Raw genomic sequence first — 25,781 nt, 5'->3', positions numbered from 1 at the left:
GCCTGGACCACCGTCTTGAATACATACACACATCAGTGAACACAGGCGTAGGACTCAAATCCGTTAAGGCACAGCCGTTTTAGCTGTCTATCGCAGAATTTACTTTTTGCCACCCCACATACCCGCTCGAACCTGCACCGCAAAGACCGATAAGAACAACACCAACCTAAGGCGGCCTCATGCAGCACAGTCACAACCAATCGCCCCCACGCCCCACCCCCACCACGCCTGGCACTACCTCAGAAAAAACCCACGACATCGAAACAGCCATAGCAAACGCAAATAAAGACGTTGCCGTCACCGCAGAAGGAATCGGCAATATCTTGCGAGCATTCATGGCCGAAGACAACAAACGACAGCACTGACGGACCAACTCAGAACACGACGAAATCTGCACTAGATGGCAGCACAGATTATCCGCATAGCCCCGCTTTTACCTCAGCGGAACTTTGGCGCCCGCTCCTGAATGGCCACCCCGCAACGTGAGAACTGCAGGAGTTGAACCTGCAGGAATATCAAACGCAATCTGCGCAGTAGTAGTGCTGTTAGGTGCAATACCGGAGATGTACGCGTCATCCCAGCCACTTAGTGAAGGCACCACGGCCGCGTCATGAACAGCGTTGTTCGCTGTTGTCAGACGTTGTCCAGCAACGTCGATGGTGTTGGATCCTGTGCCCTTATTCGTAATGTCAACAGTGACAAGCACCCACGTTCCACGGGCTTTCTCAGCAGCAACAGTCTCCCCAATTGTTGATCCAGGAAGCGCAATGGACCGGATCGTGAAAGTCATATCGCCGTCTTTGAATGGTTTGCCAATAGATGCAGAGGCAATCGTCGGTGTCACTTTTACCGGCGGCGGGGCGGCTGGTCCCGGAATCGAACTCATCAAAGAAATAGCAGCCACGGCAGCCAGGCCACCAGCAAAAAGCGGAGCGACATAACGCTTACGCAGGTACCACGGCGGTAACGCTGCCCTCCGCGCAGCTTCAGCCCGAACAGCAGAAGCGATCTCCTCGGCAGTCTGTTTCTGTTTTTTTTGTGCGCGTGAGGCCTGGGGGGCCGCTGCTCGACGACGCGCACCGCCGGTTAGCGTGTCAGCAGCGGCAGGGCCAGGAGCATTCGGACGTTGGCGAGTGGACGAAGACATTGACACTCCAGGGCGGGAGGGGCGGCGCGAATTGACGCTCCTTCGTTGCATCGGTGTGTTTTCGTCCTTGATAAGTGGTTTTGCCCGCTGCATACTTTCCCGTTATCACACCGCAACGCCACACAGGGCGTTGCGGTGTGATGGATTACCTCACAGACAGAACTACTTCTGTGTCTGCTATTTCTGACGCGGACGCACAAACGGGAAACTGAGTACCTCGCGAATGTTGGACTCGGTGAGCATCATGACCAGCCGGTCCAGTCCGATACCAAGACCACCTGCTGGGGGCATTCCCACTTCAAGAGCTGCCAGGAAGTCTTCGTCAACCTCCATGGCCTCCACGTTACCGGCAGCCGCTTTCAAGGACTGCTCGGTAAGACGGCGGCGCTGTTCGATTGGGTCGTTGAGTTCGGAGTAGGCCGTTCCAAGTTCAGCGCCCCGGATGACAAGGTCCCAACGCTCAACCAGGCCCGGAATTGACCGGTGTGGCCCAGTCAGCGGAGAGGTTTCAACAGGGAAGTCAACATAGAACGTGGGATATACCGTCTCGCCCTCGACGAGCTCTGCGTACAACTCCTCAAGAACTGCCCCAGGACCCATGTCATTGGCTACGGCGACCTCATGCTTACGCGCTAGTGCAAGCAAAGTTTCTAGGTCGGTAGTGTGTGAGACTCGCTGACCAACCTTTTCGGAAACAGCATCGGCAACAGAAATGACTGGCCAGTCCCCAGAAATATCAACCGGGATAACGGTGGGGTTGCCGTTTTCATCTTCAGGGCCCATTGGCAGCGGAATAACTTCAGCCCCATGCACAGCACGCGCAGCAGCTTGGATCACTCGTTGAGTAAGCAACCGCATTCCGTTGTAGTCCGAGAAGGGACGGTAGGCCTCCAGAACGGTGAATTCTGGGTTGTGTGTTAAATCAGCGCCTTCATTACGGAAGTTACGGCCAATTTCGAACACGGGCCCCATATCGCCTGCAAGGAGACGCTTGAGTGCAAGCTCTGGGGCGATACGCATGACCAGGTCAGTTCCGTAAGCGTTGGAGAACGTGCGGAATGGTCGAGCAGTAGCGCCACCATTTGTGCTTTGCAGCATAGGCGTCTCGACTTCCAGGTATCCCTCTTCGAGCAGGACGGAGCGGACTGCTCCGATGGCCCGTGAGCGGGCACGCAATTTAGCTGCGGCTTGTGGGTGAACAAGCAGGTCCATGGTGCGTGCGCGGGCTCGCTGACCAGGGTCTGTCAAACCACCGTAAGGAACAGGGTGTAGCGCCTTGGCAGCGATGTCCCAGGAGCTGACGATGATCGAGGAGGTGCCGTTGCGGGAGGTCCCCATGTGACCTTGGAAGGAGAGCAGGTCTCCGGTATCGATATTGCGACCAAACAGCTCGATCTGGTCAGCTCCGAGGGTGTCACGTTCGAGGATGGCTTGAGCCTGGACTCCGTTATCGATGAGGGTCACGAAGATGACTCCTCCGTGGCGACGGACACTGCGTACACGCGCGTGCACGTGCACCTGAGTGCCGGTAGCAGGAGTCTGCGCGTTGAGCGTGGCCAAGGCTTCTCCGCCGGGGCGACCAACCGTATAAGGGTTACGTCCTGCGGCGCAGAGTGCATCGAGGTGACGCATGCGGTGACGGGTGGAGTTGCTGCGCCGTGGTTCAACAGCCGCGACCTCGAAAGTGATTCGTTCAACTTCGCTGGCTCGTTCGAGTTCGAAGGGGGTGAGCTGGTTGCCGACGCTGGTGTTCCGTCCTGGCAGCGGTAGGAATCCTTCGGCGGCGCCGATGGCCAGAGCCACGGCGGGTAGTGCTGCGGCACCTTCGAAGCAGACATACCTAGGCACCCACTCAGGCCGGTACCGGTCGTTGTTGCGGTAGAGGCTTTCGATCTGGGTGAAGCGGTCAACAAGGCCCAGCAGCCCAGATCCTGCCCGAGTAAAGGGAGAGGCACCGAGCTCGTCTGCGTCCGCGAAAACTGATCGGGCGACAGCGAAGTTCAAAGAAACGTGGACAAGGCCGAGGGATTCGGCGCGGTCCATGAGTTCGGCGACCATGAGTTCGGTAACGCCGTTGGGTGCCTCGGGCGAACGACGCATGACGTCCAGTGACAGTCCGGTTCGTCCCCATGGGACCAGGGAGAGCATGCCAACGGGTTTGCCGTCTTTGGTGTGAGCCATGACAAGCACACAGCGTCCATCGGCAGGGTCTCCGAGGCGTTCGAGAGCCATAGAGAAGCCACGTTCAGGGCCACCGATGCGCCAGGAGTCGGCGAGATGGATCATTTCGGCCATCTCGGCCTCAGTGAGATCGCTGTGGCGGCGGATGGTGACGGTCAGTCCGGCTCGGCGGGCGCGAGTAACGGCCTGCCGTACGGAGGTCATGGAGGTGGAGTCAAGAGTGAAGCGGTCAGGGTGAAGGATGGCTTCGTCACCGAGGGGGACGATGCCGAACCCTCGGGCAGCGAAGAAGCGACCTGCTTCTGCCCCAACGCTAGTGACAGCGGGAATCCAGCCGTATTCACGGCAGGAGTCGAGCCAGTTGTCCACGGCGGACTTCCACGATGTGTGTTCACCGATGGGGTCACCAGAGGCCAGCGCAACAGATCCGACGACGCGGTAAGCCAGGACGGCTTTCTGGTCATCGGAGAAGGAGTAAGAACGGTCGCGGCGGGTAGCGAAGTAACCCAGGGAGTCAGCTTGGCCGTGCTGAGCAAGGAGTTCACGGACCGCGACCTCGCTCATGCCAGTCCAGTTCTGCGGTGATCCAGAGGAGCGCAAGAAGGCCCAGATAGCCAGAACGAAAGTCGCCGAGAGGCAAATCTCTAGAAGAACAGGTACACCGTGGCCGACAGTGTGCAGCACGTGTCGGTCTGCGACCCCGGCAACGCCCAGTGAGTTACGCACAACAGCGCCGAAGGCGCGGAGCACGGAGCGTTCCTCGGCGGTGGCTTCCATGATGGCGAAAGCGATACCGACGGAAATAAGCGAACCGCCGATGGCGATGAGTGAGGCGCGGATGAAAGATCCGCGCTGAACACGAGCCGGGAATGCTGGACGGACCCACCACAGAATCACAGGGACTGTCAGACCGAAGATGATCGCGAGGCTGTCCACGAGGATGAGGCGCTCTGGTGATACCCGGATCGCTTCGGTGGGTGGAGAGAAGGTTCCGACGAGGACAGATGCAAGCCGTTGAGCTGACCAGAGGAAACCGAGGATCTGGAACGACGCAACGATGTACAAAGCCATGCGTTTGCGTCGGAGAAGCCCACCGACAAGCAGAGCAAGCACCAGGATGGAGACGAGGCTGGTGGTTGCAGGGATGTTGATGGTGCCGTAGACGATACGCAGGGCGAATCCGCTGAGTCGTCCTCCGACGAAGTAGAACACCACTGTGAGCGCCAAGGTGGTGGCAAATACCGCGATGAGAACGCGGGCAGCGTTTTCTTGCGCGGGGGTGGCCTGGGCTCGTAGGCGGCGTCGGATGTTGTGTTTTTGTGTTTCTTCGGGTGTTAGCTGGGCCGCAGTGTTGTCTTCCGGAGGCGCTGGGGACTCCGTGGTCGGGGTTTTACGGGTGGTGCTCATGGAGTCGGTCATTTCTTGAATGCCGGGGAGTGCTCAGCGAGCCATTCCAGAGATGCAGGCACGTGTGGTGTCCACACCGAGGTGTTGTGGCCGCCTTGGGAGAGTTTTGTTTCGGTGAAAGACGAGGGGGGACGAACGGCTTTGGCGAATTCGGCTGTGCCAGCGAGGGCGAGGTTGTCTCCTGCGCCGTAGAGCGTCCATAGGGCAACGGGGGGTGCGCTCTTTTTCTCGACGTTGATGAGGTCGTAGCGCTTCCATTGTTCGCTGCCGGGTTTGAAGGGCACGAAAGGCTGGTCGAACAGGGGTGCCCAGTAGCCACCCAGAGAGATGCCGGTAGCGAAGATGTCGGGGTGGAGCATCGAGACCATGCTGGCGCAGTACCCGCCAGCAGAAAGGCCGTAGGCGGAGAAGGAGTCACGGCCGGGTGTAACGCGGAAGGTGTTGTATGCCCATGCTGGGATGTCTTCGCTGACCCAGGTTTCGACGTTGCCACCGGCGGCGGAGTTAACGCACTCGTTGTCTTTACCACCGACGGCCCAGTGCGGGACCAGCACAATGGAGGGCTTCATCTTTCCTTGTGCAACCAGCTCGGTGATGGTTTTGTCGATCTGAACTACGTTGAAGTAGGCGTACGGTGCGGGTTTGATGCCGTGGAAAGCTTCAATGACGGGGAAAGTCGCGTTGGGGTCTTCGAAGTATTCCTTGGGAAACCAGACTGTGACTTTGCTGGTGACTCCGCTGCGTTGTCCTGCAACGGTGAAGTCTTGAAATCCTGCGCCGGAGTTAGTTTTGGTGGGCCGAGGAGAAAGGTTCACTGCTGGCCTGTTGCGGGCCCCGGTGATGAGGGGGCTGGAGGAGTGGTTATTTCCCAGGGCCTGGGTGGCTGAGGCGCCGGTGGAGCTGCTGTTGGAGGTGGCGCTGCCGGGAAAGAAGTCAGCGATGGTGGAGTACCAGCCGTATTCGGCGTTGATCGGTGCAGCGAGAGCGAGCGCAGCCAGGACGGTCACGACAACGAGGGAGATAACTCGAAGAATGACGCGAACGATGGTGTTGCGTGCCAGGGCCCCCCATTTAACGATCAAGGCGATGAATGCGACTATCGCGATGATCCGGATTACCCAGACCGCGGTGTCGCTGACGAGCGACACATTCATGAGCGAGTTCATGGACTCTCCTTGCTGATGGCCCCGCAGATCGCGTTGCAACGAGTATTCATGGTAGATCGGCAGTCTGCGACATAAGTTGTGGGTTTAGCCTTACATCTCGCCGAATCGTGAGCATCTTGTGAAGCGCCTCGATCCATTGTGGCCGGTGGTTGTGGCGGGGGCTGGTCCCTGTGGTCTTAGCCAGGGTTGGGGTTGTTTTGGTGAGCTTCTGGATTTAACGGGTAGATGTGTCTGTGTGTGGTATTGGATGCAGATAGATATGTGCTTTTACGTGGGTGTTTACAGGCGGCATTGACGAGGCGAGTTTGCTTACAGATTGAGGGATCTCACGCTATGGGAGGTGGCTTCGCCGTTTGCGAACACGTACTGTTTGGGAGTTTTGCGGTGATGCTCAGAATCAGTAGCTGTATTCGTTGGAGTGAACGACACAGTTTCTGCATGTTCATGGCCAGGTATGCGATTAAAAAAATCAGGCTTTGCCGCAGTTACAAGAGTCCATCACTGAGCGGGTTTCACATGCCTCTAGGAAGGTTCTTGATCCGCTGGAAGAAAAGCACAGTCATAGTGCCTTCAAAATTGTTACCCGTCCGTTACCGTGAGTGCGGTCACATCTGGAAAAGAACGCTGCTGCCTTCCGTGAAAAAGTCCAGGCATCACCAACCGACTGCTTGAGGACAGGATGCTTCCGTTACACAAGTTAATTCGCGTCACTTCTGGCCACATAGCCGTGCGCGACTTCGGAGGCGATCGTGGCGTAGACCAACCAACCATCCTTCTTATCCACAATGTCTGCGACAACGCACGAGCATGGGATCACATCGCCCCAGCTCTGACCAGCTACGGACGTGTCCTAGCCCTAGACCTACGCGGACACGGACAAAGCACTGCCCCTTTACGAGAAACAGCAGATTTCGCAATGGACCTGCACGGCATCGCCAACGCCACCGGAACCGCATCTTTCGTACTCGTAGGGCACTTATGGGGCGGTGACATCGCCCTATGGGCGGCTCGGCTCGCACCCGAAATAGTCAGCGCTGCCTGTCTCATCGACGCCCCGATCTCACTACCTCCCGCCCCTTATGCCGAACTACTCGCCTTCATTAATGACCCCTTCGTGCTGTCTTCCATCGCACAACGGCTGCGACTAGACACCTACGGGCATGGCACGGCCTCCCTCAACCAGTTCGTCAACGCAGCCGCTACCGCACTCCAAAAAGACTGGATGTCGCCCACTGATCTGCGTGAAGAAGCGCTCGCCCAAGTACGACACAGCATCCGTTCTGGCCCAGAAGGCCTATGGTTCCGCACCCCCACCCGCGAAACCCTCTACACCTACAGCCATTGCGCCTGCAAAGGCGAAGACATCAGCGCCAGCGGCATGGACGCCCTAACAATCCCTGTCTGGCTGCTGCATCCTTACAACGGCCGTTTCTACAACGGCTACACCCATTTCCGCAGCATCGAAAACAAACGACCCACCTGGCAAGCTCGCGTCATTCAAGGCGGATCCAACGGCAATGACCTGCGCGCCACCCCACTGACCCAGGCCATCTGTCGTTTTCTTGACTCACTGCCCCACGGCCACGCTCTGGCTCAATAGCCCCGCCGGGCACAGCAAACGGCTGAGCCCTGCCACAGCAGAACTCAGCCATTCACCTTGTTCACCAGTTAATTCAGGCGGCGTGCTTTTCAATCACACGCCCGATAGCAGGCAGAGCTTCAACAACATGAGACTTGGCCTTGGGCCGCACCGTGTTGTAGATCTTCGCCACCGCAGCGTTATTCGGACGAGCAGCCCTCTCATCCGTCACGGAGAGCAGAGCGTCGGCAGCTTCATCCGAACGCGACAACAAGTAGTCGCCAAAGGGCACAGCGCCTTTCTCCTGCCACAGCGGATCCAACTTCTCCGCAGCATCCGGCAGCATCCTGTCCACAGCCGTACGCACCAAATCCGGGCTCATCTTCTGCACAGCCTTGAAGGCCGTCTTAAACGCCATACCGGAGATACCGGACTTACCCGTGACTTCCTGCTCAATCGTGGAAACCACCTCGGCCACGACCTGGTCACGTCGAGACGAGTCACAGAGCACGTCGGAAAGTGCAGCCATCAAAACACCCTTTCGGAACGGGGATATTTCTGTCACAGAAACATCCAAAACACCCCTGCTAACGCAAGGGCCAAGGATCTTGACCTTATCCGCGCTCACAGCGTGGATGCCCCACGAAAGAACGCCACACACCCTGTCCCTGACCGGTCCCCCACGACTTGCTGACATACCGTGAACACCATGGCCGCAGCGAAGAGCACAGATGTGGACGAATCCGCCACATCACTCCCCCAAACCCCTGAAAAACCCTCCCCAATAAAAAAACTCATCGACTTCGTCATGAACTCACGGGCCATGCGGTCCATGAACCGGTACAACGCAGCAAAAGGGGCGATGCTCGCCGGTGGAATCGCCTACTCCGCCCTGTTCTCCATCGTCTCAGCCCTCACCATCGCCTGGACCTTTTTCATGGCCACCCTGGGCAACGACGCCGACCTCCGCCGCCAAGTAATTCGTGCCGTCAACCAAGTACTTCCCAACATCCTCAAAGATGGCTCTGGCGCAGGGCTCATCGATCCAGACTCGCTGATCATGGACAGCGCCCTTAACCCCACCTCGATCATTGCTGCGGTGGTCTTGCTGTGGTCAGCTGTCAACATCATGACCTGCATCCGCACCTGTGTGCAGGCCATGTTCGGTATCGCCACTCCCGCCGAAAACATCGCCCTGCAAAAAGCCCGCGATCTCTTCGGGTTCATTGGCATGTCTTTTGGGATCGTGCTCTCTGCGCTCCTGGGCACCGCCGCAGGCACGATGGGCAAGACTTTCGCTGCTCTCATCGGACTCGACGGTGTACCCCTCATCGCCACTGCCGCCCGCCTAGGTGGTTTACTCGTCGCTTCGGCAGTGGCAGCATGCACGTTCGCTTGCCTGTTTATCGTCACCGCGCATGTTCACGCCACCCGCAAAGACCTCTGGATGGGATCCATCATCGGTGGGGTCGTTGTCCAGATCGTCGTAACCCTGGGCACCTCCCTTGTATCTTCTGTCGGTAAAAACCCGCTCTTGGCATCTGCGGCATCCATCGCCACGCTGCTGCTTTTTGTGAACCTGCTTGCGCGTGTGCTGCTTATGGTCGCGGCTTTCACAGCCAACCCACCTAACCCGGTACTTCCGGAAACTCCTGAAGAAGTCCACTACCACGAGCATCCCAACCACGTCACTCTTTCCGTGCCCCGCACCTTGGACTGGCGGTACCAGAAAGCCACCGGCCAGATCGACGTCGACCCTGACCTGAGCCCTGGCGTCAATCTACGTGGCGAGGCAGCCACCGGAACTGCCCGAATGCCTTACGACTCTCGCCCAGATGGCACCGCCATCCCGGCCGAACCAATGAGTGCGGAAAAACGAGCCTCCCTCGTTTCGCGGGTCATCAAGCTCGAAGAGCGCGTTGTCGCCCAGCGTGCTCGCCTGGGGCAACGTCCCCGTATCGAAATCGCTGAGAAAGATTACTGGGGCCGTCGCCTCATCATTGAAAAGCGCTGCGACGGCGATCGGGACGCAGCATCAGCACAGACTTATCGCTCTGTCTCTTCAGAAGGCAGCCAGTCCTGAAAGTTCCACGATTAAAGGTGGGCACCGGCGAGTGAGGTCATTGCTGCTGGTGTTTGTGCCGGTCACGCCATTCCTCGGCCAGTAACGCGTACATCATCGTGTCCCGCCAGGTACCGTCACGGTGCAAACTTTCAGCGATGTAGTGGCCCTCACGCCGCATGCCTATCCGCTCCATGAGACGCCAGGATGCTTCGTTCTCCGCGAAGCATCCTGCTTCTACTCGACGTACACCTACTCCATCGAAAGCGATTGCAAGCAGTTCAGTAACTGCCTCTAATCCGTAGCCTTTTCCATGCTCTTGCGGAATGATGAACCAGCCCAGCTCAGCGCGGCTTTGACGGGCTTGTTCGACGATTTCTCGTTGCCCCCACGCATCTTTGACGTGACATCTCATTTCGCCGATGACACGCGAGCCAGCACCAGAGTCGTTCTCAAGGATGAGCGTGTTCTCCAGGCCAAGGCGAAATGCCTGCTGGAAGGCTTGGCGGTTATCGGGCTGGGAGGTCATCCAGCGCCCAACCTGCGGCATGGATCGCTGGGCAAAACTGGTGTCTGCATCAGCCATGGTGGCAGGCCGAATGGTTAAGCGTTGGGTGCGGCGAGGCCAGTCCAATTCGCTGAAGCGGCGCGCGTTCATGAATTCAGCTTGCCTGTGGAGGGTGAGTTTTTCCTGCTTTTCGGTGGAGCTGATGCATCCCCAAAAAGATCAGGTAAGGGCTTTCTACTCTTTCGGGACTGCCCAGGCTACGGAAATGACCGCCAGATAAAGAGCAAAACACGCCGTCCGGAACAAACTCTAAACCGAGCCCACTCAAACTCGGATGCATCTATGTGCTCACATGTCTTGAACACCCATGGATTAAATTTTCCGCGTGAGAACCACTAGCTCACAGCGATCATGGCGTCCATTCTGTTGGCACTTGCTGGTCTAATGCACCCTAGCTCTGTCTCCGCCCTGAATTCCGACACCGAACACCTAACCGAGCTCGCGATGAACGAGCAGACCTTTCCCGCCGGCACTGATCCGGAAATGCTCACATTCGTTACAAACGAGCGGGGCGCGCGAAAATATGCTCCGTTAAAGTGCGGAAAAATGTACACCTACCAGGGGACTGGCGGAACCTTCACTCTGCAACGTGCCTGCACCCCAGGGAACCGAGCAGGGTCCCCTTATATTCAATGGGGAATAAAACTAAACACAAACAATGTACGTCGAGCAATTAGCCCAGCCAAAGAAAAAATGTTTTGGAAGACCACTTCCATGGAGGGCTACCAAGGTTTAGTAGCACACAACGGCATCCCTGCCAGCTCCCATTCCACGGGACCTTTACCGGCGTCAAAGCCGGACAGAATATCCACTTTTACGACAATATTACATTCCTGATCAACGACCCTCATGGAGTGCCGCAGCTGCAGCTTGTCCGCCCAGAAGGCTGGATCATATTTACGTCGTAATAGCTAACCCTATGAGACAAAGGGAGTTGATCACATGAGCCCTGAACTTAAGGATTTCAAATATCTGAGCCTTCAAGTTATCGACGAGTACAATAGTGATCAAAAAATCAAACACAAAATCTCATTAGGGGAAGAAACTTTCTTCGGCTCAAATCCCCTATCTGCTTCATCTTCAGATAGATCAATTGGATTGATTGAAACCGATGTCAGCATTATTGACCCTCAGCAATTTCAGCAATTTATTGAAAGCTTAGTTGATTTCCTCCGAGAGGAGCATTGGAGTGAGACAGGGATCTCTAATTGGCCAAAGTGTCAGTGATCTCAACATACCCACCCGCCCTCACTTCATTGGGATTCAAACTACACCGCCCGTTGGGAGTGCCCTCTAATCGAGTAAGGTGTTCAAGAATCGCAGATATCTAGAATATTAATCTTCCCTCTCCAAAATACTTCTTATTCATCTCCCTAAATTCCCCCAGCGGACCTCAAGCAATCAAGAGACCCCCACCTCACGAGACCACCTATCCCCTCGCGAAGCGATAGTGAGACAACGGGATTCAAGTAAGGCACAACGTGCCAAGATCGCATGCATGAAGAAAACCTCGGCGCCCCCCACCTCAGCCTTGCTGTTAGTGACTAGCGGATGCTCAGCGGCAGGATCGAACGGTGACAAGAAAGCTTGCTAGACGGTAATTGGCTCCTGGAACGACGGTACGGCAGCACACGCAAAGCTTCCCGATGATAAAAGTATGTCCACAACTGCGCAGGTACACGAGCTAATAGCACTCAAAAACACCTTTGAAGCCTCATCTGTTCTTGCCCTTCAGGACGCCGAATCAAACGAGCTGCGCCAACTTCCTACAACAGGTACACAGAGCTACCGAAAAAGGCGACAATGGCACGGGTGACTGGGCTAAATCTTTCGCGCAATTCGCCAACTACTGCAAAAACAACTTTGGTATTGAAGAACAAAAGTAGCTATGCGCTGGCCCGGGGGCCTTCCTAGGGGTGGGGGTGGCTGGCCTTGGGGCGGGGGTGGGAAGTTCCGCCCGGTTTTCCACGTTATGGCTTTTGCTTGTGGTTGGGGCGTAGTTCGTGTGATGTGCCTCTTGTGAGGGATTGTGCGAAAGGGCTGTTGCTGTATGAAGTTGGTGGCTGATGAGCTGGTGTGGGAGCGGATTAGGGCAGAGGCGGCTGCGGATGCGACAGCTGAGCCTGCACTAGCGGGTTTTCTGCACAATTGCGTGTTGCGGCATGACTCTTTAGAGGCGGCGCTGACCCATTTGTTGGCGACGAAGTTGGAGAACACAGCGATGACGGCGCTGGTGTTGCGGGATTTGATTTCGACGGCATTAGCGCAAGGGCCAGGCTTGGTGGAAGCAGTGCTTGCGGATTTGCAAGCGGTGATGTCACGAGATCCGGCAGCTCGGGGGTATTCAGCTCCGCTTTTGTATTTCAAGGGTTTTCATGCGGTGCAGGCGTATCGGGTGGCACATTTTTATTGGGTGGAGGGTAGAACTGCATTCGCCCTGTATTTACAGAACCGGATTTCTGAAGTGTTCGCGGTCGATATTCACCCAGGCGCACGCATCGGCAAAGGCGTGATGTTTGACCACGCGACAAGTGTGGTCATCGGCGAGACGGCTGTAGTGGAAGACGACTTCTCGATGCTTCACGAGGTGACGCTGGGCGGAACAGGTAAAGAAGGCGGCGACCGACACCCGAAAATCGGTCGAGGCGTGATGATCGGAGCGGGCGCAAAGGTACTGGGCAATATTCGGGTAGGTGAGGGCGCGAAGATCGGAGCGGGGTCGGTGGTTTTGCAGGAGGTCGCGCCGCATACAACGGTGGCAGGTGTCCCGGCTAGGCCGGTTTCCTTCCCTCCCTCGGCGTTCCCAGCGTTAGACATGGATCAGTTTTTCGGTGAAGTCCCGCAAGTGGAGGCTGCTTCGGAGAAGGTGTACGAGCTGATCGAGCAGGCTAGCGAGGATCCTGCAGAAAAACCATGACAACACTGTTGCGGCCCGGCTCCCCTCTTGGGCGAGGGGCGCCGGGCCGCAACAGTGTTCGGGGATTGGGGATTACAGAGCGGACATTCCCCATGTGCGAAGGGCGAGCTTAGCGGGGACCCAACCGATCCACTGGCCATCTTCGGTCGATTCAGCAACGATGCCGATGGCCCGGCCGCGGGAGTCCACCACCAGGCCTCCGGAGTCACCCGGGCGTGAACCTACTGTGCCTGCGCTTGCTTTACCGAACACCAGGCCTGCGTCGATCTGCTTACGGGTGATGGGCTGCACGGTAATGCCGCAGACAGTTCCAGAGCGGTAACCGTGCTGGCAGACCTTGCTTCCTGCCACTGCGTCGGCAACACCGGTGAGTCGTTTCACCGAGCTGGATCCACCGCGGCTGGACCACACGCTCGCTGCAATGGCACGAGTGGTTCGAACAGCGGCAATGTCGTATTTCGAGGAAACACCGGTGATTTTGCCGATGGGGGTACGGCGGCCGTTGTTCCATGCGGTGTACAGCGTTTCGCCGTATTCACCACAGTGACCAGAAACGATCAGATAGTGCTGGTTGCCTTTACGTGCTGGCAGCCCCATGGTGCATTCGTATCCTGCTGACCGCCCGCTACCGGGTTTGGTTGCCTGGCGTGAGAGCGGGGTCCCGGAAATAAGCGCACCGGTAGGTACCCGACGGTCGGCTTTGAGAGTAGTCGCTGCTGCGGGTGCGGCGGATGCTGCTGGGGTGGCGACGGGCGCCACGATGCCTGCAGCGGTGAATGCGACGGCGGCGGTTGCCGCGATGTAACGGAGATGCATGGCTGACCCTGATCGGTGCGTAGTGAGGTGGGATGTGCAATGCGACACCGTTTCCGGTACCGCTGTGATGGGGGAAGTCGCCCTCACAACACCAACCGTATGCGGCGCGGAGAGTGTGGGCTAGGGTGCGTCGGTACCACTGTGGACACCATCGCGTCACGGTGCGATTACGACGCCGGTAAGCAAGCGAAGCTCGCATCGTGTGAGCTGAAAAGTTGTGCTGTCTTAAACGTTTGTATTGGTGCGCTCAGGTGCGAAGTTGTGTGGGCGATAAGGCGTTAGGAATCAGGATCTTACAGCCACGGAAGGCACCTCATGACCACACTTTTTCGCTTGCCACGCCACGTCCGCAAGCGTTCACTGCCAGCTGCCCTCACTGTGGCCATCATCACCTCAGCAGTAACAGCGCCTTTGGTAGGCCCTGCGCCCCTGGCATCAGCTACCCAAACACACCTGGCTTCGCAGTATGTCTCGGCAGCAATGAACTACGACCAGGCAGGAAAGTCCCAACACTACGTATGCCGCTCGTTCGGTTCTCTGCCCTCTCACAACCCAAAAAAGAACGTAGAAGCCGGATATTTCTCCTGGCCAGAGACACGCAAAGCCAAAGTCGGTACCGGGCAGAACATCAACTGGAAAGCTGACCCATATAAAGACAAAAGCTGGCGCACCTGGTTCCACTCACTCATGTGGATCGGCTCTTTGGTAGAAGCATCCACGCGCGGCCCATACCGATTCCGGGATCCATCCGGTATCGACAAAGCACTTGCCATCGCCCAGGACTGGGTGAAAGACAATCCCTCACCATGGCCCACCGGATCTGGAGCAGGTAACGCAACTCACACTCGCGTCGACGCTATAGCTTGCCTACGCGCAGGACTCATCCAACTCGATAAGCCAGTCCCTGCCTGGCTAGATGCCTCACTGGCACAGCACGCCGAATGGCTGAAGAAAAACACCTGGCCCGACCACAACGTGGGCACCGAGCAAACCTTGGCCGTAATGGGAGTGGGCTGCATGCTGCGCCGACACGACTACACCAGCTACGCAGCATCAAAACTCGCATCAGAAATCTCCCGCGTTATCGACGCCCAAGGCGCCAACAACGAACAATCCACCGGCTACGCGCGCTGGAACTGGGACATCTGGGGAGATGTTGACGCCGCGATCACCGAATGCGACATCAACACATCCGCAACCCGAACCATCCAAAACCGGCGAGCAGCACTGGCCACTTTCCTCGACCACGCTACCAAACCAGACGGCTACCTGACTCAATTGGGAGACACTAAACGCGAAACCGCCGCAACAGGCACACCCGCGCAGGCGTGGATTGCCTCCAACGGCACCCAAGGCGCTCCCCTACCCCAACGGGTCAAGGTCTACAGCGCAGGCTATGCCTTTGGCCGTTCCGGATGGGGAACACCTGCAGGATCCCCTGGACGTCGCCCTGCCCAGGAAGCCATGTACGCCCTGCGGTTCGGCCCTAGAAGGGCTGGCCACGGCCACAACGACCACACCTCATTCACCTGGAACAGCAACGGCCGAGAAATCCTGGGCGACCCAGGAACCGGACGCTATGAAGATGACGCCTGGCGTGATTTCTACACCGGCCCGGCAGCACACAATCAGCTCGTCATCGCAAACATGAAAACCGCACCAATCACCCAGTTGAGGAAAACTTCCATCACCCCTGGGGCTGACTATTACCGCCTGAACGATGCCCCCCTCAACGGTGTGAAACGACAACGTGACGTGATCTTCCTGTCCAACCCCGACATCGTCATCACCGTGGACACCGCCTCCGCAGCGAAGGCTGCATCATTCGCGCAGATGTGGCACTTTCCTGCCGGTCAAAAAGTGTCCCTACGAGGGAACACAGCAACCGCCACCACCCCCAACGTGGCTGGCAAGACCACCATGCTCACCCTGCCCGCTCCCGGTGCTTCCGGCACGAAAAACACGATCGTTGCAGGGAAAACCCGACCAATTCAGGGTTGGATGTGGAAAGACCACTTCACACGATCGGCAGCGCCAGTTATCTCTCGGGCCTTGTCTGGACGCAGCGCACGCATTGCTACAGCTTTCGTCTCCGCAGGAAGCAACGACCGCGTGAACATGAGCGTCACCACCAGCGGAACCACAACGATCTACACGTTTCAGGTAGGTCGACGCACCGCTGCGGTAGCGCTAGCTGCAGATGGAACTCTCTCAAGGCTGCCCAGATGAACTACCCAACCACCGTTATCCACCAAAACACTTCCATTTGCCTGAATCATCACGTAACATAGGGGGATTATCTAGCGCCCCCTTACTGCGTGGCGCCGCGGCACACCACCCCTCCGGAGCAGTACAAAACCGTTCACTCCGGCTCAGCCCGCTCACGGGCCCCACCGAAAGGAGCCCGTTCGCCATGAGGCACACCCCTCACCACCTACGCCGAACCGGCGCATCCTTTCCCCTCCGGCACAAGCATCACCGCATCATCATGCCCGCCGCCTCAGGCCACCCCCTGCCCCACGCGCCCAGGCACCACCTAACGACAAACACCACCACCAGCGCCCAGAGGCAACACCAACACTGCGGCACAAACCGCACCACATCTGTTCATTAAAGAACGGGAGAGGCTCTCTCACCGGACCCCTCCCATACGAGAAAGGGTGACCCATCATGAATCTCCTTACTTCTCGCAAAAACGCGCCAGCCCTACTCATCATCGGACTGGCGCTTGCCGCCCTCATGTGGGCCGCAGGGGGCACATTCGCCCCCTTGATCCCGCTGCTGTTCTCCCTCGTCATGGCTTACAGCCTCGCCGCTGGCGAACGAGGAGACATCCAGCGACAGCTCAACAGCTAACTCAAGAGTGGGTGGGCTAACACCAGCTGGTGTTAGCCCACCCACTCTTGAGTAACACTGAGCACGCTGCCTCAACAGCACCGAGCACCAGGGTTGCGCTCACAATCGCGGTAGTAACGATCCCAAAATTCCCGCTCACTCATCGGTTCACAACCCGGATGCATCCGACGGTGATGAGCCAGGTAATGCTCGTACTTATCTGCACCAAGAATCGACTTCCACGACTTCCATGCCAGACGTCCTGCCGCACGCACTCGGTCACACACATCACGCACGGCAGAACCTCCAACACAAAGACCAACCATCAATGACCCGCCTGATGGGCCGCAGCAATATCAGGGTGCTTTTCGAAATACCCCTGCCACTGCTTCTCCAACTCTTTCTCCAGCGGAGTCGCAACAAACCCCGACGGCGCAAACACTTCGGAAGCAACGACAGGATCCTCCGTATTCAGCACTGACTTGCCGCGAATAGCCTGCACAGCCCGCCACACCGCCATCACGATGACAATCACAGCCAACACTACGAACAAGATCGACAACGAACCCTGCACGAACGTGTTCCGCACAACCGCTTCCATCGCCTCCACAGACTTAGCTGTACCCAACTGAGTCTTACCTGCCGCCAGCGCAGAAGCGAAAGCATTGTGCTGTGCCCAGTAGCCAATAGAGGGAACGGGGCTGAAAATCTTGTAGATCGAACCAGTGATCGTTACTGCCGCAGCAAAAGCAAGCGGAATAGCAATGATCCACAAATGCCGCTTGCGGCCCATGTGAGCACCGATCGCCAGGCATACAGCCAACGCCATCGCCGCGAGCAACTGGTTCGCGATACCGAACAGCGGGAAGAACGTGTTGATACCACCCAGAGGATCGTGAACCCCCAAAAGAAGAATCGATCCCCAACCAGCAACCATCGCTGCTGTGCAGAACCATTTCCCGAAAGACCAATCAAGATCTTTGAAACGCGGCCACACATTGCCCAGAGTGTCCTGCAGCATGAACCGTGCCACACGGGTACCTGCGTCAACACTGGTCAAGATGAACAGCGCCTCGAACATAATCGCAAAGTGGTACCAGAACCCCATCATGTTCGCCCCACCAAGGAACTGGTGCATGATCTGCGCCAACCCGATAGCCATCGTCGGAGCGCCACCAGTACGAGAAACAACCGAAGGCTCTCCAACAGCCTGAGCCGTTGCAGCAAGAGCATCAGCACTGGTGGAAACACCCATCAGGCCCAAAGAGTTAACAAATGCAGCTGCGCCTTCAACTGTTCCTTGAGTGACAGCCGGTGAAGAGTTCATAGCAAAGTACAGACCGCGATCAATAGAGACCGCGCAGACAAGCGCCATGATCGCAACAAACGACTCAGCCAGCATGCCGCCATAACCAACCATGCGAGCCTGGCGTTCCTTCTCCAACAGCTTTGGTGTTGTGCCCGAGGCGATCGTGGCGTGGAAGCCTGACAACGCACCACAAGCGATCGTGACAAACAAGAACGGGAACAACGAACCGGAGAACACCGGGCCGTTATCGCGGAATGCGAGCTCACTAAAAGCAGGCGTGGCGATTTCAGGACGCACCACGACAATACCGATGGCCAGCAGCGCAATCGTTCCGATCTTCATGAACGTGGAGAGGTAATCGCGCGGAGTCAACAGAATCCATACCGGCAAAACGGCAGCCACAAATCCATAGATGATGACCGCCCACGCCAACGTTCCCCGAGAAATGTGGAAAATCTCAGCCAAACCTGGGTTGGCGTTGATCCAGCCACCAGCGATGATCGAAGCCAGCAGCAACACCACACCAATAAGAGACACTTCGCCCACCTTGCCGGGGCGCAAGTAGCGCATGTACACGCCCATAAACAGCGCAATCGGGATGGTCATCCCCACGCTGAAAACACCCCACGGTGAATCACCCAGAGAGTTCACAACCACCAACGCGAGGATCGCGATGATGATGAGCATGATCGCCAACGTGGCCAGCAGAGCAGCTGCACCACCAATTGGCCCGAGCTCATCCTTAGCCATCTGGCCAATGGAGCGGCCACCACGACGCATCGAGAAGAACAACACGAGGTAGTCCTGAACCGCGCCAGCCAAGATCACACCAACAATGATCCAGATCGTGCTAGGCAAGTACCCCATCTGCGCAGCCAAAATCGGCCCTACCAGCGGACCAGCACCTGCGATAGCCGCAAAGTGGTGCCCGAATAGCACTCGACGGTCCGTGCGGACAAAATCCTTACCGTCAGCGGCATACTCAGCCGGAGTGGCTCGAGAATCATCCGGACGCAGCAGCTTGTCTTCGATGTACTTTGCATAAAACCGATACGCGATCGCGTAAGTACACAGCGAAGCAAACACAAACCAAATCGCGTTCACTGTCTCGCCACGCACAAACGCGAGCATCACCCACGCCACGCCACCAAGCAACGAAACCATCGCCCACGCCGCGATCTTTTTAACCGGCCATGCACGCTCATGTGCCTCACGCGCCGCCGGATCTACTTCCACTGGAGGTGGATCAGTTTCAGGAGCAAGCACCCCGGCATTTTCGGACTGGCTAGTGCTCATAAGTTCCCCCGTTCTGCGCCCCGAGGAGCAAATGGTCTGACAATTGCAACCAGACTGCCATTGCTGAACGCTGCCTGGAAACAAAACACAGATGTGTTTCACACCGCACCATCACCGCAGGTCAACCACCACCACTTCGCCATACAATCCGAGTCCCTCCACAGAGCATCCACACACCCCAGATGGAACACACACCCAGCACGAGCGAAAATACTTCTCATGCTCCGATTCGCACCACGCAACGTCATACGCAGCAGTGGTCGCTGGATCGACCACTCAGCCGAACTCTCACGCCGACAAGCTAAACAGCGAGCACGCGAAGTACGCGCCAAAATCTCATTTATCGCGCAATGCTCCATCGCCGCTGGCGCCACCTACCTCATCGCCAAACACGTCTTTAACGTCGCCGTACCCCTCTACGCCCCCGTAGCCGCGATCCTCACCCTCGGCATGAGCTACGGCAAACGATTCAGCCGCGCCGCCGAAGTCACAATCGGCGTAGCCATCGGCACCCTCGTCGGTGAACTTTTCTTCATGACCGTCGGAATGGGAGCCTGGCAAGTCTGCGCCATCGTTGCCATCGCCATGGTGCTCGCCTCTGCCTTCGGCGCATCCACCCTCATGATCAACCAGGCAGGAATCCAAGGGCTCATCATCGCCATGCTCGCCGGCTCAACCACCCCAGCCGGACGATGGAGCGAAGCCCTCATCGGCGCATCCATCGGCCTGCTCTTCGCCGGCATCGTCCCCAGCTCCGTGTTCCGCAGACCCAACTCCCACGCATCACTCCTGCTCGAACGCCTCGGCAGCCTCCTACTCAGCAGCGTCAAAACCATCCGCACCGCCGACCGAAACGCCGCCGAAGACGTCCTCGAAGAAGCCCGCGCCATGGAAAAAGACCTCACCGCTCTACGCGGATTCGCCGCCGACTCCCTCGAAATCACCACAATCCTGCCCTGGTACCGCTCCCGACACGAAGAAATGAAAACCATCGCTGACGCGCTTGAACCCATGGATCGCGCCGTCCGCAACGCCCGCGTCCTCGTACGCCGCGGCACTATCTCGGTCCAAATGGGCGAAGAAATTCCCGAAGAATACGTCCAACTCATGATCGAACTAGCCCGCATCTCCGACGACCTCGCTCTCTGCTTCGGTAAAGGCGGCTCCCGCGAAAACGTCCAATCCACCATGTGGGACCTCTCGCGCCGCACCGCACGACCCGTAGCCGAAGCCCCCCTGTCTGCCGAAGTCATGCGCGCCCAAGTACGCTCAATCATCGTTGACTACTACATGATCCTGGGCACCTCACTAGAAGATGCACGCCGCCTCGTCCGAGAAGCCGACGAAAAATACGCAGAAGAAGCACAAGCCGCCATCGGCAGCATCCTCGATGACCTAAAACCCGAAACCGGCGCCCTACCCGCCTGCGAATTCACCTACACCGGAATCATTCCTGTCCTCCCCACTACCGAAGCACCCAATCCCAAAACCCCCGACACCCCACCAACAAACCCACACCACCCCTCCTAAACCATCACCCCACACGATTTAGCAACCTGAACCACCATCCGAAAACGACAGACAAGCCACCCCTTCCACACAGACCCCACCCCACCCAAGATTTTTCTACCTACCGACGAGCACTAACCGTCAAGTAAAAAATCCACGTCACAACACCGCCAAAAACCACACCAGCACACACATCCGTCGGGAAATGCACCCCTAACATCACCCGATCCACCACCGTCACCACCACAAAAAGCACCCCACCAATCAACACACCAACACGCCCCACCCACCCCAAAAACGGCCACAACACAAACACAAAACCACACACCACAGCAGTCGCATTCGCTGCATGGCCACTAGGAAAAGAAAAACCCTCCGCACACCACACCGGCAGCTCCACCACCGGCCGCGGCCTACCCACCACCCACTTCACAACCGCAGCCAATAACCACGCCCACATCATTCCCACAACGCCACACCCAACACGCTGCCCCACCACAGCAACCCCAGCCCGACGCCACCGACACCACAAAACCCCCAAAACCACCACCCCACACGCATAAACACGCCACGGCTCACTCAACCACTGCCACGCCACAAAAAACTCACGCATAACAGCATGCGAACGAACCACATCTATCCCAGCACTGACAAGCCCCTCATCAACACCGCGCACAACCTTGGCCACAAGCGAATCACCCACAGCCTCAAAACGAAGAACACCCCACCCAATCAGCGCAAAAACAACAGCCCACGCCAACGAAAAGAAAAGGCCGTGCAGGACCGCCACCAAGGGGCCCTGCACCGCCTTTTCACCAAAACAAACGCGACGAATCACCCGATGTGAGCCCGCGCATTCCGGAACAGCCGCATCCACGGACTCGTACCCTCAACAGGCTGATCTGTCCACGAGAACTGCACATTCCGAGCTACCCGCTCCGGGTGAGGCATCATCGCAGTGAACCGCCCATCAGGGGTAGTCACCGCAGTCAACCCCTCCGCCGAACCATTCGGGTTAGCGGGATAAGAAACAGCCGGTGCACCAGTAGCATCCGTGTAGCGCATCACACGCACCACCTCGGCAGCATCGCCACGCACCGAGAAGTCAGCACGCCCCTCACCATGAGCCACCACAATCGGCAAACTCGAACCAGCCATGCCCGCAAAGAAAATCGATGGCGAATCCAACACCTCGATTTGAGCAAGACGCGCCTCGTACTGCTCAGAAAGGTTCCGTGAAAAACGCGGCCACGCCTGCGCACCCGGAATAAGGCCAGCCAACGCCGCAAACATCTGACATCCGTTGCAAATACCCAAACCGAAAGTGTCCGGACGAGCAAAGAAGTCAGTGAAAATCTCAAGTAAACGAGGGTTGTACAGCACCGAACGCGCCCAGCCCTCACCAGCACCCAGCGTGTCCCCATAAGAGAACCCACCTGCAGCAACCAAACCAACCATGCTCGACAGGTCAATCCGCCCCGTCTGCAGATCAGTCATGTGCACGTCAAACGTGTCAAAGCCAGCCTGATCAAACGCCCACGCCGTCTCCACATGAGAGTTCACGCCCTGCTCACGCAACACAGCAAGACGTGGACGCGCCCCAGCGTTATAGAACGGCGCAGCAACATCATCATTAGGGTCAAACGTCGGAGCAACCGAAAGCTCAGTAACACCCTCACGTTTACCAGCCAACGCCGCCGTGAAAGCCTCATGCTCCTGACGCGCGCACTCAGGGTTATCGCGCAGCTGACTAATCCGAGCAGACGTCCCATCCCAGGCCGCACCCAGATCAGCCAAAGCCTCATCCATGACTTTCGCGCCATCAATAACAACCTGAACACGCCGGTCACCACGCGTAGTACCAATACGATGCGTGATCTCACCCAAGCCGTGAGCAGCCAGAATAGCTTCAGCTTTACCCGCTCGCTCAGAGGGAATGCCAAGCACAACCCCAAGCTCTTCAGTGAAAAGCGTCGCCACATCCGGCACATCGAGAGTCAATCCCGTGCTGCCAGCAAAACCCATCTCAACCGTGGCAGCCCACAAACCACCATCAGAACGGTCGTGGTAAGCCACAACCACTCCCGCTTCCCGCAACGCAGTCATCGCCCGCGTCAGGCCAACAAGATGAGACGGCCTCACCACATCAGGCGTAGCCCCCCCGAATACACCGTTGACCTGAGCAAACATCGAACCACCCAAACGACGCTCACCCTCACCCAAATCAACAAGCAAAAGCGTCGTCTCACGATTCTTCGGCAAAGCCGGAGTGAGCGTGCCACGCACATCCGACAACGACGCAAACGCAGAAATAACCAAAGAGACCGGAGACGTCACCTTGCACGTCTCCCCCGTCACCTCATCAGTCCACTGCGTACGCATAGACAACGAATCTTTGCCAACCGGCACACCGATCCCCAGCTCAGGAAGCAAATCCATCGCCACAGCACGAACCGTGTCATACAGCGCCGCGTCTTCACCCTCCTCGCCAGCAGCAGCCATCCAGTTAGCCGAAATCTTCACACTCTCAAGCGACTCAACCGGAGCAGCCAGCAAATTCGTGATGGCCTCACCCACAGCCAAACGACCAGAAGCAGGAGCATTCACCGCCGCAACCGGCATCCGCTCCCCCGAACTCATCGCCTGACCCGCGAAAGAGAAATGATCAGACAACGTCACCGCAACATCGGCAACAGGAACCTGGTGAGGCCCAACCATCTGGTCACGATGCGAAAAACCACCCACCGTGCGGTCACCAATAGTGATCAAGAAACGCTTACTGGCCACCGACGGATGCCGCAACACCGCATACGCAGCATCCCGAAGAGCCCCAGCACCCTTCTTCGACCCGTGGAACGCAGCCACATCCAAACGAGGCGTACTGCGCCGCACCCGAGCCACATCACGTGTCATCTTCGGTGCCTTACCCAACAACACCTCAAGAGGCATATCAATCGGCGCATCCGGACCGCTCTCAACCACGCCGTCACCCCCAGCCTCAGCACAGAGCGCATCCGCAGCATCCAACACCAACCGGCCATCATCAGTAGCCGCACCAACAACAGCGAACGGACACCGCTCACGCTCAGCGATTTCACGGAACATAGGCAACGACTCCGGCGCAATCGCCAACACGTACCGTTCCTGCGACTCGTTACACCAAATCTCCGCTGGCGTCAGACCACTTTCCTCCACCGGAACCGCACGAATATCGAACCGCGCCCCTCGACCGGCATCACTAACCAGCTCAGGGAAAGCATTAGACAAACCACCGGCACCAACATCGTGAATCGCCAAAATCGGGTTATCCGACCCCAACGACCAACACGCGTTAATCACTTCCTGCGCACGACGCTCCATCTCCGGGTTACCACGCTGAACAGAATCAAAGTCCAGATCAGCAGCATTCGTCCCCGCAGCCATCGAACTGGCAGCGCCACCACCCATACCAATACGCATACCCGGCCCACCCAGCTGAACCAAAAGCGAGCCAGCCTCAAACGGAACCTTCTCCGTCTGACCAGCATCAATAGAGCCCAAACCACCAGCAGACATGATCGGCTTGTGATAGCCACGGCGCACCCCATCCACCGTCTGCTCATACACACGGAAAAAGCCACCCAAACCTGGGCGCCCAAACTCATTGTTGAACGCAGCCGCACCAATCGGCGCCTCGATCATGATGTCCAACGGAGAGGCCACATGCGCCGGGAAACGACGGCGCCCCTGCTCATCACAATCACCCACCTCCCACGGCTCATTCGTACCCGGAAGATGCAGATTCGACACCACAAACCCAGTCAGCCCCGCCTTCGGCGCCGAACCCCGACCCGTAGCACCCTCATCACGAATCTCACCACCAGCACCCGTAGCAGCCCCCGGGAACGGTGAAATCGCCGTCGGGTGATTATGCGTCTCCACCTTCATCAACACATGCACATCACCCATACGGCCCGAATACTTATGTGCCTCACCCTGAGCATCAGTAACCGCAGGCAACCACCGAGTAACCTCCCCACCAGCCATAATCGCGGCATTATCCTTGTACGCCACAATCGTGTTCTGGCCATTCATCTTTTCGGTGTGCCGAATCATCCCGAACAGCGACAAATCCTGACACTGCCCATCAATCACAAAATCAGCATTAAAAATCTTGTGACGGCAATGCTCCGAGTTCGCCTGCGCGAACATCATCAACTCAACATCACTCGGATTACGCCCCAACCCCACAAACGCATCCACCAAGTAATCAATCTCATCATCAGAAAGCGCCAAACCCAACGCCGTGTTCGCCTCCACCAACGAATCACGCCCCAGACCCAACACATCAACCCGCCCCAAAGCGGCAGGCTCACGCTCAGCAAACACCAGCCTCGCCTCATCCACCCCCCGCAAAACCGTCTCCGTCATACGGTCATGCAGCACCCCAGCAGCCTCAACCCACTGCTCATCAGCCAAACCAGCCTCTGCACCCACCCCACTCAACGTCAAAACAAACTGCGTCACCCGCTCCACACGGTGAATAGCAATCCCGCAGTTGTGCACGATATCCGTGGCCTTACTCGCCCAAGGCGAAATAGTTCCAAACCGCGGCGCCACAACCATACCAACCCGGCCCTCACCCAGTGATGGCCCTGAATACGCATCCCCGTACTCAAGAATCGACGCCAACCGCTCACAACCCGCCTCATCCAACGGCGAATCAGAAGCCACCACATGCACAAACTGCGCATCAACACCAACAATGCGCTCATCAACACTGCGCAAACGACGAAGCAGCGCAGCTGCCCGAAAATCAGAAAGCGCCGACCCACCAGGAATAAAAGTAACTTCATACACAGGATCAGAACTTCCCTCCAACGCAGAGCCAGCGCTCAACAACGATGCGGAAGGAACAGACGGCGAAGACATGCTGCGGCCTTTCTCGGGTGCGGTGATGACCGACACACCCAGGCTACCCGGACTGGCATGCCACTTCGTCCCCCCCCT

The 25,781-nt window shown here is 57.5% G+C and carries 18 protein-coding genes; 8 read left to right on the top strand and 10 right to left on the bottom strand.

The features are described from left to right. The first annotated feature begins 179 nt into the window (after positions 1 to 179). Positions 180 to 365 (top strand): hypothetical protein, encoded by a 186-nt coding sequence (locus CKV89_RS02480; protein ID WP_028327469.1) that lies wholly within the window; start codon positions 180 to 182, stop codon positions 363 to 365. Between the two features lie 68 nt (positions 366 to 433). On the opposite strand, the gene CKV89_RS02475 is transcribed toward CKV89_RS02480, so the two are convergent. From CKV89_RS02475 to CKV89_RS02465, 3 genes are all read right to left on the bottom strand, one after another. Next, positions 434 to 1,147, bottom strand: a complete 714-nt coding sequence (locus tag CKV89_RS02475) for a DUF4352 domain-containing protein (protein ID WP_157728070.1) — start codon at positions 1,145 to 1,147, stop codon at positions 434 to 436. Positions 1,148 to 1,324: 177 nt separating this feature from the next. Next, complete coding sequence (gene lysX / locus CKV89_RS02470) at positions 1,325 to 4,735, bottom strand: bifunctional lysylphosphatidylglycerol synthetase/lysine--tRNA ligase LysX (protein WP_084441242.1); 3,411 nt, start codon at positions 4,733 to 4,735, stop codon at positions 1,325 to 1,327. Positions 4,736 to 4,743: 8 nt separating this feature from the next. Beyond that, entirely contained in the window at positions 4,744 to 5,901 is a 1,158-nt protein-coding gene (locus CKV89_RS02465) for an alpha/beta hydrolase (RefSeq protein ID WP_028327467.1), read from the bottom strand. A 679-nt stretch (positions 5,902 to 6,580) separates the two neighbouring features. Between CKV89_RS02465 and CKV89_RS02460 the strand changes: the two genes are divergently transcribed. Further along, complete coding sequence (locus CKV89_RS02460) at positions 6,581 to 7,501, top strand: alpha/beta fold hydrolase (RefSeq protein ID WP_084441168.1); 921 nt, start codon at positions 6,581 to 6,583, stop codon at positions 7,499 to 7,501. A gap of 73 nt (positions 7,502 to 7,574) precedes the next feature. On the opposite strand, the gene CKV89_RS02455 is transcribed toward CKV89_RS02460, so the two are convergent. Beyond that, positions 7,575 to 8,009 carry a DUF6918 family protein gene (locus tag CKV89_RS02455; RefSeq protein WP_034401354.1) on the bottom strand — a complete coding sequence of 145 codons (435 nt, stop codon included), beginning with the start codon at positions 8,007 to 8,009 and terminating at the stop codon, positions 7,575 to 7,577. 180 nt (positions 8,010 to 8,189) lie between these two features. Here CKV89_RS02455 and CKV89_RS02450 point away from each other — a divergent pair, with 180 nt between their 5' ends. Beyond that, complete coding sequence (locus tag CKV89_RS02450; RefSeq protein WP_084441240.1) at positions 8,190 to 9,563, top strand: YihY/virulence factor BrkB family protein; 1,374 nt, start codon at positions 8,190 to 8,192, stop codon at positions 9,561 to 9,563. A 37-nt stretch (positions 9,564 to 9,600) separates the two neighbouring features. On the opposite strand, the gene CKV89_RS02445 is transcribed toward CKV89_RS02450, so the two are convergent. Next, complete coding sequence (locus tag CKV89_RS02445) at positions 9,601 to 10,200, bottom strand: GNAT family N-acetyltransferase (RefSeq protein WP_034401322.1); 600 nt, start codon at positions 10,198 to 10,200, stop codon at positions 9,601 to 9,603. An 852-nt stretch (positions 10,201 to 11,052) separates the two neighbouring features. Here CKV89_RS02445 and CKV89_RS11650 point away from each other — a divergent pair. After that, complete coding sequence (locus CKV89_RS11650; RefSeq protein WP_154657666.1) at positions 11,053 to 11,337, top strand: hypothetical protein; 285 nt, start codon at positions 11,053 to 11,055, stop codon at positions 11,335 to 11,337. A gap of 823 nt (positions 11,338 to 12,160) precedes the next feature. After that, positions 12,161 to 13,027, top strand: a complete 867-nt coding sequence (gene cysE, locus CKV89_RS02440; protein WP_084441165.1) for a serine O-acetyltransferase — start codon at positions 12,161 to 12,163, stop codon at positions 13,025 to 13,027. A 72-nt stretch (positions 13,028 to 13,099) separates the two neighbouring features. On the opposite strand, the gene CKV89_RS02435 is transcribed toward cysE, so the two are convergent. Further along, on the bottom strand, positions 13,100 to 13,843 hold the full coding sequence (locus CKV89_RS02435; RefSeq protein WP_028327463.1) for a chymotrypsin family serine protease: 744 nt from the start codon (positions 13,841 to 13,843) through the stop codon (positions 13,100 to 13,102). Positions 13,844 to 14,158: 315 nt separating this feature from the next. On the opposite strand from CKV89_RS02435, the gene CKV89_RS02430 reads away from it, so the two are divergent. Continuing rightward, positions 14,159 to 16,072 (top strand): heparinase II/III domain-containing protein, encoded by a 1,914-nt coding sequence (locus CKV89_RS02430; protein ID WP_051277607.1) that lies wholly within the window; start codon positions 14,159 to 14,161, stop codon positions 16,070 to 16,072. Between the two features lie 441 nt (positions 16,073 to 16,513). Beyond that, entirely contained in the window at positions 16,514 to 16,699 is a 186-nt protein-coding gene (locus CKV89_RS02420; protein WP_028327460.1) for a hypothetical protein, read from the top strand. Positions 16,700 to 16,770: 71 nt separating this feature from the next. On the opposite strand, the gene CKV89_RS02415 is transcribed toward CKV89_RS02420, so the two are convergent. After that, positions 16,771 to 17,004 (bottom strand): YbdD/YjiX family protein, encoded by a 234-nt coding sequence (locus CKV89_RS02415; protein ID WP_084441163.1) that lies wholly within the window; start codon positions 17,002 to 17,004, stop codon positions 16,771 to 16,773. Further along, complete coding sequence (locus CKV89_RS02410) at positions 17,004 to 19,283, bottom strand: carbon starvation CstA family protein (protein WP_028327459.1); 2,280 nt, start codon at positions 19,281 to 19,283, stop codon at positions 17,004 to 17,006. The genes CKV89_RS02415 and CKV89_RS02410 overlap by 1 nt, the downstream gene beginning before the upstream one ends. Before the next feature lie 219 nt (positions 19,284 to 19,502). On the opposite strand from CKV89_RS02410, the gene CKV89_RS02405 reads away from it, so the two are divergent. Then, the gene (locus tag CKV89_RS02405; RefSeq protein ID WP_157728069.1) at positions 19,503 to 20,813 is read left to right on the top strand and encodes an FUSC family protein; all 1,311 of its coding nucleotides are present in this window, start codon (positions 19,503 to 19,505) and stop codon (positions 20,811 to 20,813) included. Positions 20,814 to 20,913: 100 nt separating this feature from the next. Here the strand turns inward: CKV89_RS02405 and CKV89_RS02400 are convergent, their stop codons facing one another. Both CKV89_RS02400 and purL read right to left on the bottom strand, forming a co-directional pair. Next, positions 20,914 to 21,597 (bottom strand): phosphatase PAP2 family protein, encoded by a 684-nt coding sequence (locus CKV89_RS02400; RefSeq protein ID WP_154657665.1) that lies wholly within the window; start codon positions 21,595 to 21,597, stop codon positions 20,914 to 20,916. 29 nt (positions 21,598 to 21,626) lie between these two features. After that, complete coding sequence (gene purL / locus CKV89_RS02390) at positions 21,627 to 25,703, bottom strand: phosphoribosylformylglycinamidine synthase (RefSeq protein WP_084441238.1); 4,077 nt, start codon at positions 25,701 to 25,703, stop codon at positions 21,627 to 21,629. Positions 25,704 to 25,781 lie beyond the last annotated feature (78 nt).

It is taken from the genome of Dermatophilus congolensis (assembly GCF_900187045.1).
GTDB classification, from domain to species: Bacteria; Actinomycetota; Actinomycetes; order Actinomycetales; family Dermatophilaceae; genus Dermatophilus; species Dermatophilus congolensis.
The sequence above is the reverse complement of the archived record's forward strand: the minus strand, read 5'-3'. Positions and strand labels throughout refer to the sequence as shown.

Bases quoted from the DNA above. Each gene is read 5' to 3' on its own strand.
- CKV89_RS02480 (WP_028327469.1), top strand. From the start codon at position 180: ATGCAGCACAGTCACAACCAATCGCCCCCACGCCCCACCCCCACCACG.
- CKV89_RS02475 (WP_157728070.1), bottom strand. From the start codon at position 1,147: ATGTCTTCGTCCACTCGCCAACGTCCGAATGCTCCTGGCCCTGCCGCT.
- lysX (WP_084441242.1), bottom strand. From the start codon at position 4,735: ATGAGCACCACCCGTAAAACCCCGACCACGGAGTCCCCAGCGCCTCCG.
- CKV89_RS02465 (WP_028327467.1), bottom strand. From the start codon at position 5,901: ATGAACTCGCTCATGAATGTGTCGCTCGTCAGCGACACCGCGGTCTGG.
- CKV89_RS02460 (WP_084441168.1), top strand. From the start codon at position 6,581: ATGCTTCCGTTACACAAGTTAATTCGCGTCACTTCTGGCCACATAGCC.
- CKV89_RS02455 (WP_034401354.1), bottom strand. From the start codon at position 8,009: ATGGCTGCACTTTCCGACGTGCTCTGTGACTCGTCTCGACGTGACCAG.
- CKV89_RS02450 (WP_084441240.1), top strand. From the start codon at position 8,190: ATGGCCGCAGCGAAGAGCACAGATGTGGACGAATCCGCCACATCACTC.
- CKV89_RS02445 (WP_034401322.1), bottom strand. From the start codon at position 10,200: ATGAACGCGCGCCGCTTCAGCGAATTGGACTGGCCTCGCCGCACCCAA.
- CKV89_RS11650 (WP_154657666.1), top strand. From the start codon at position 11,053: ATGAGCCCTGAACTTAAGGATTTCAAATATCTGAGCCTTCAAGTTATC.
- cysE (WP_084441165.1), top strand. From the start codon at position 12,161: ATGAAGTTGGTGGCTGATGAGCTGGTGTGGGAGCGGATTAGGGCAGAG.
- CKV89_RS02435 (WP_028327463.1), bottom strand. From the start codon at position 13,843: ATGCATCTCCGTTACATCGCGGCAACCGCCGCCGTCGCATTCACCGCT.
- CKV89_RS02430 (WP_051277607.1), top strand. From the start codon at position 14,159: ATGACCACACTTTTTCGCTTGCCACGCCACGTCCGCAAGCGTTCACTG.
- CKV89_RS02420 (WP_028327460.1), top strand. From the start codon at position 16,514: ATGAATCTCCTTACTTCTCGCAAAAACGCGCCAGCCCTACTCATCATC.
- CKV89_RS02415 (WP_084441163.1), bottom strand. From the start codon at position 17,004: ATGGTTGGTCTTTGTGTTGGAGGTTCTGCCGTGCGTGATGTGTGTGAC.
- CKV89_RS02410 (WP_028327459.1), bottom strand. From the start codon at position 19,283: ATGAGCACTAGCCAGTCCGAAAATGCCGGGGTGCTTGCTCCTGAAACT.
- CKV89_RS02405 (WP_157728069.1), top strand. From the start codon at position 19,503: ATGCTCCGATTCGCACCACGCAACGTCATACGCAGCAGTGGTCGCTGG.
- purL (WP_084441238.1), bottom strand. From the start codon at position 25,703: ATGTCTTCGCCGTCTGTTCCTTCCGCATCGTTGTTGAGCGCTGGCTCT.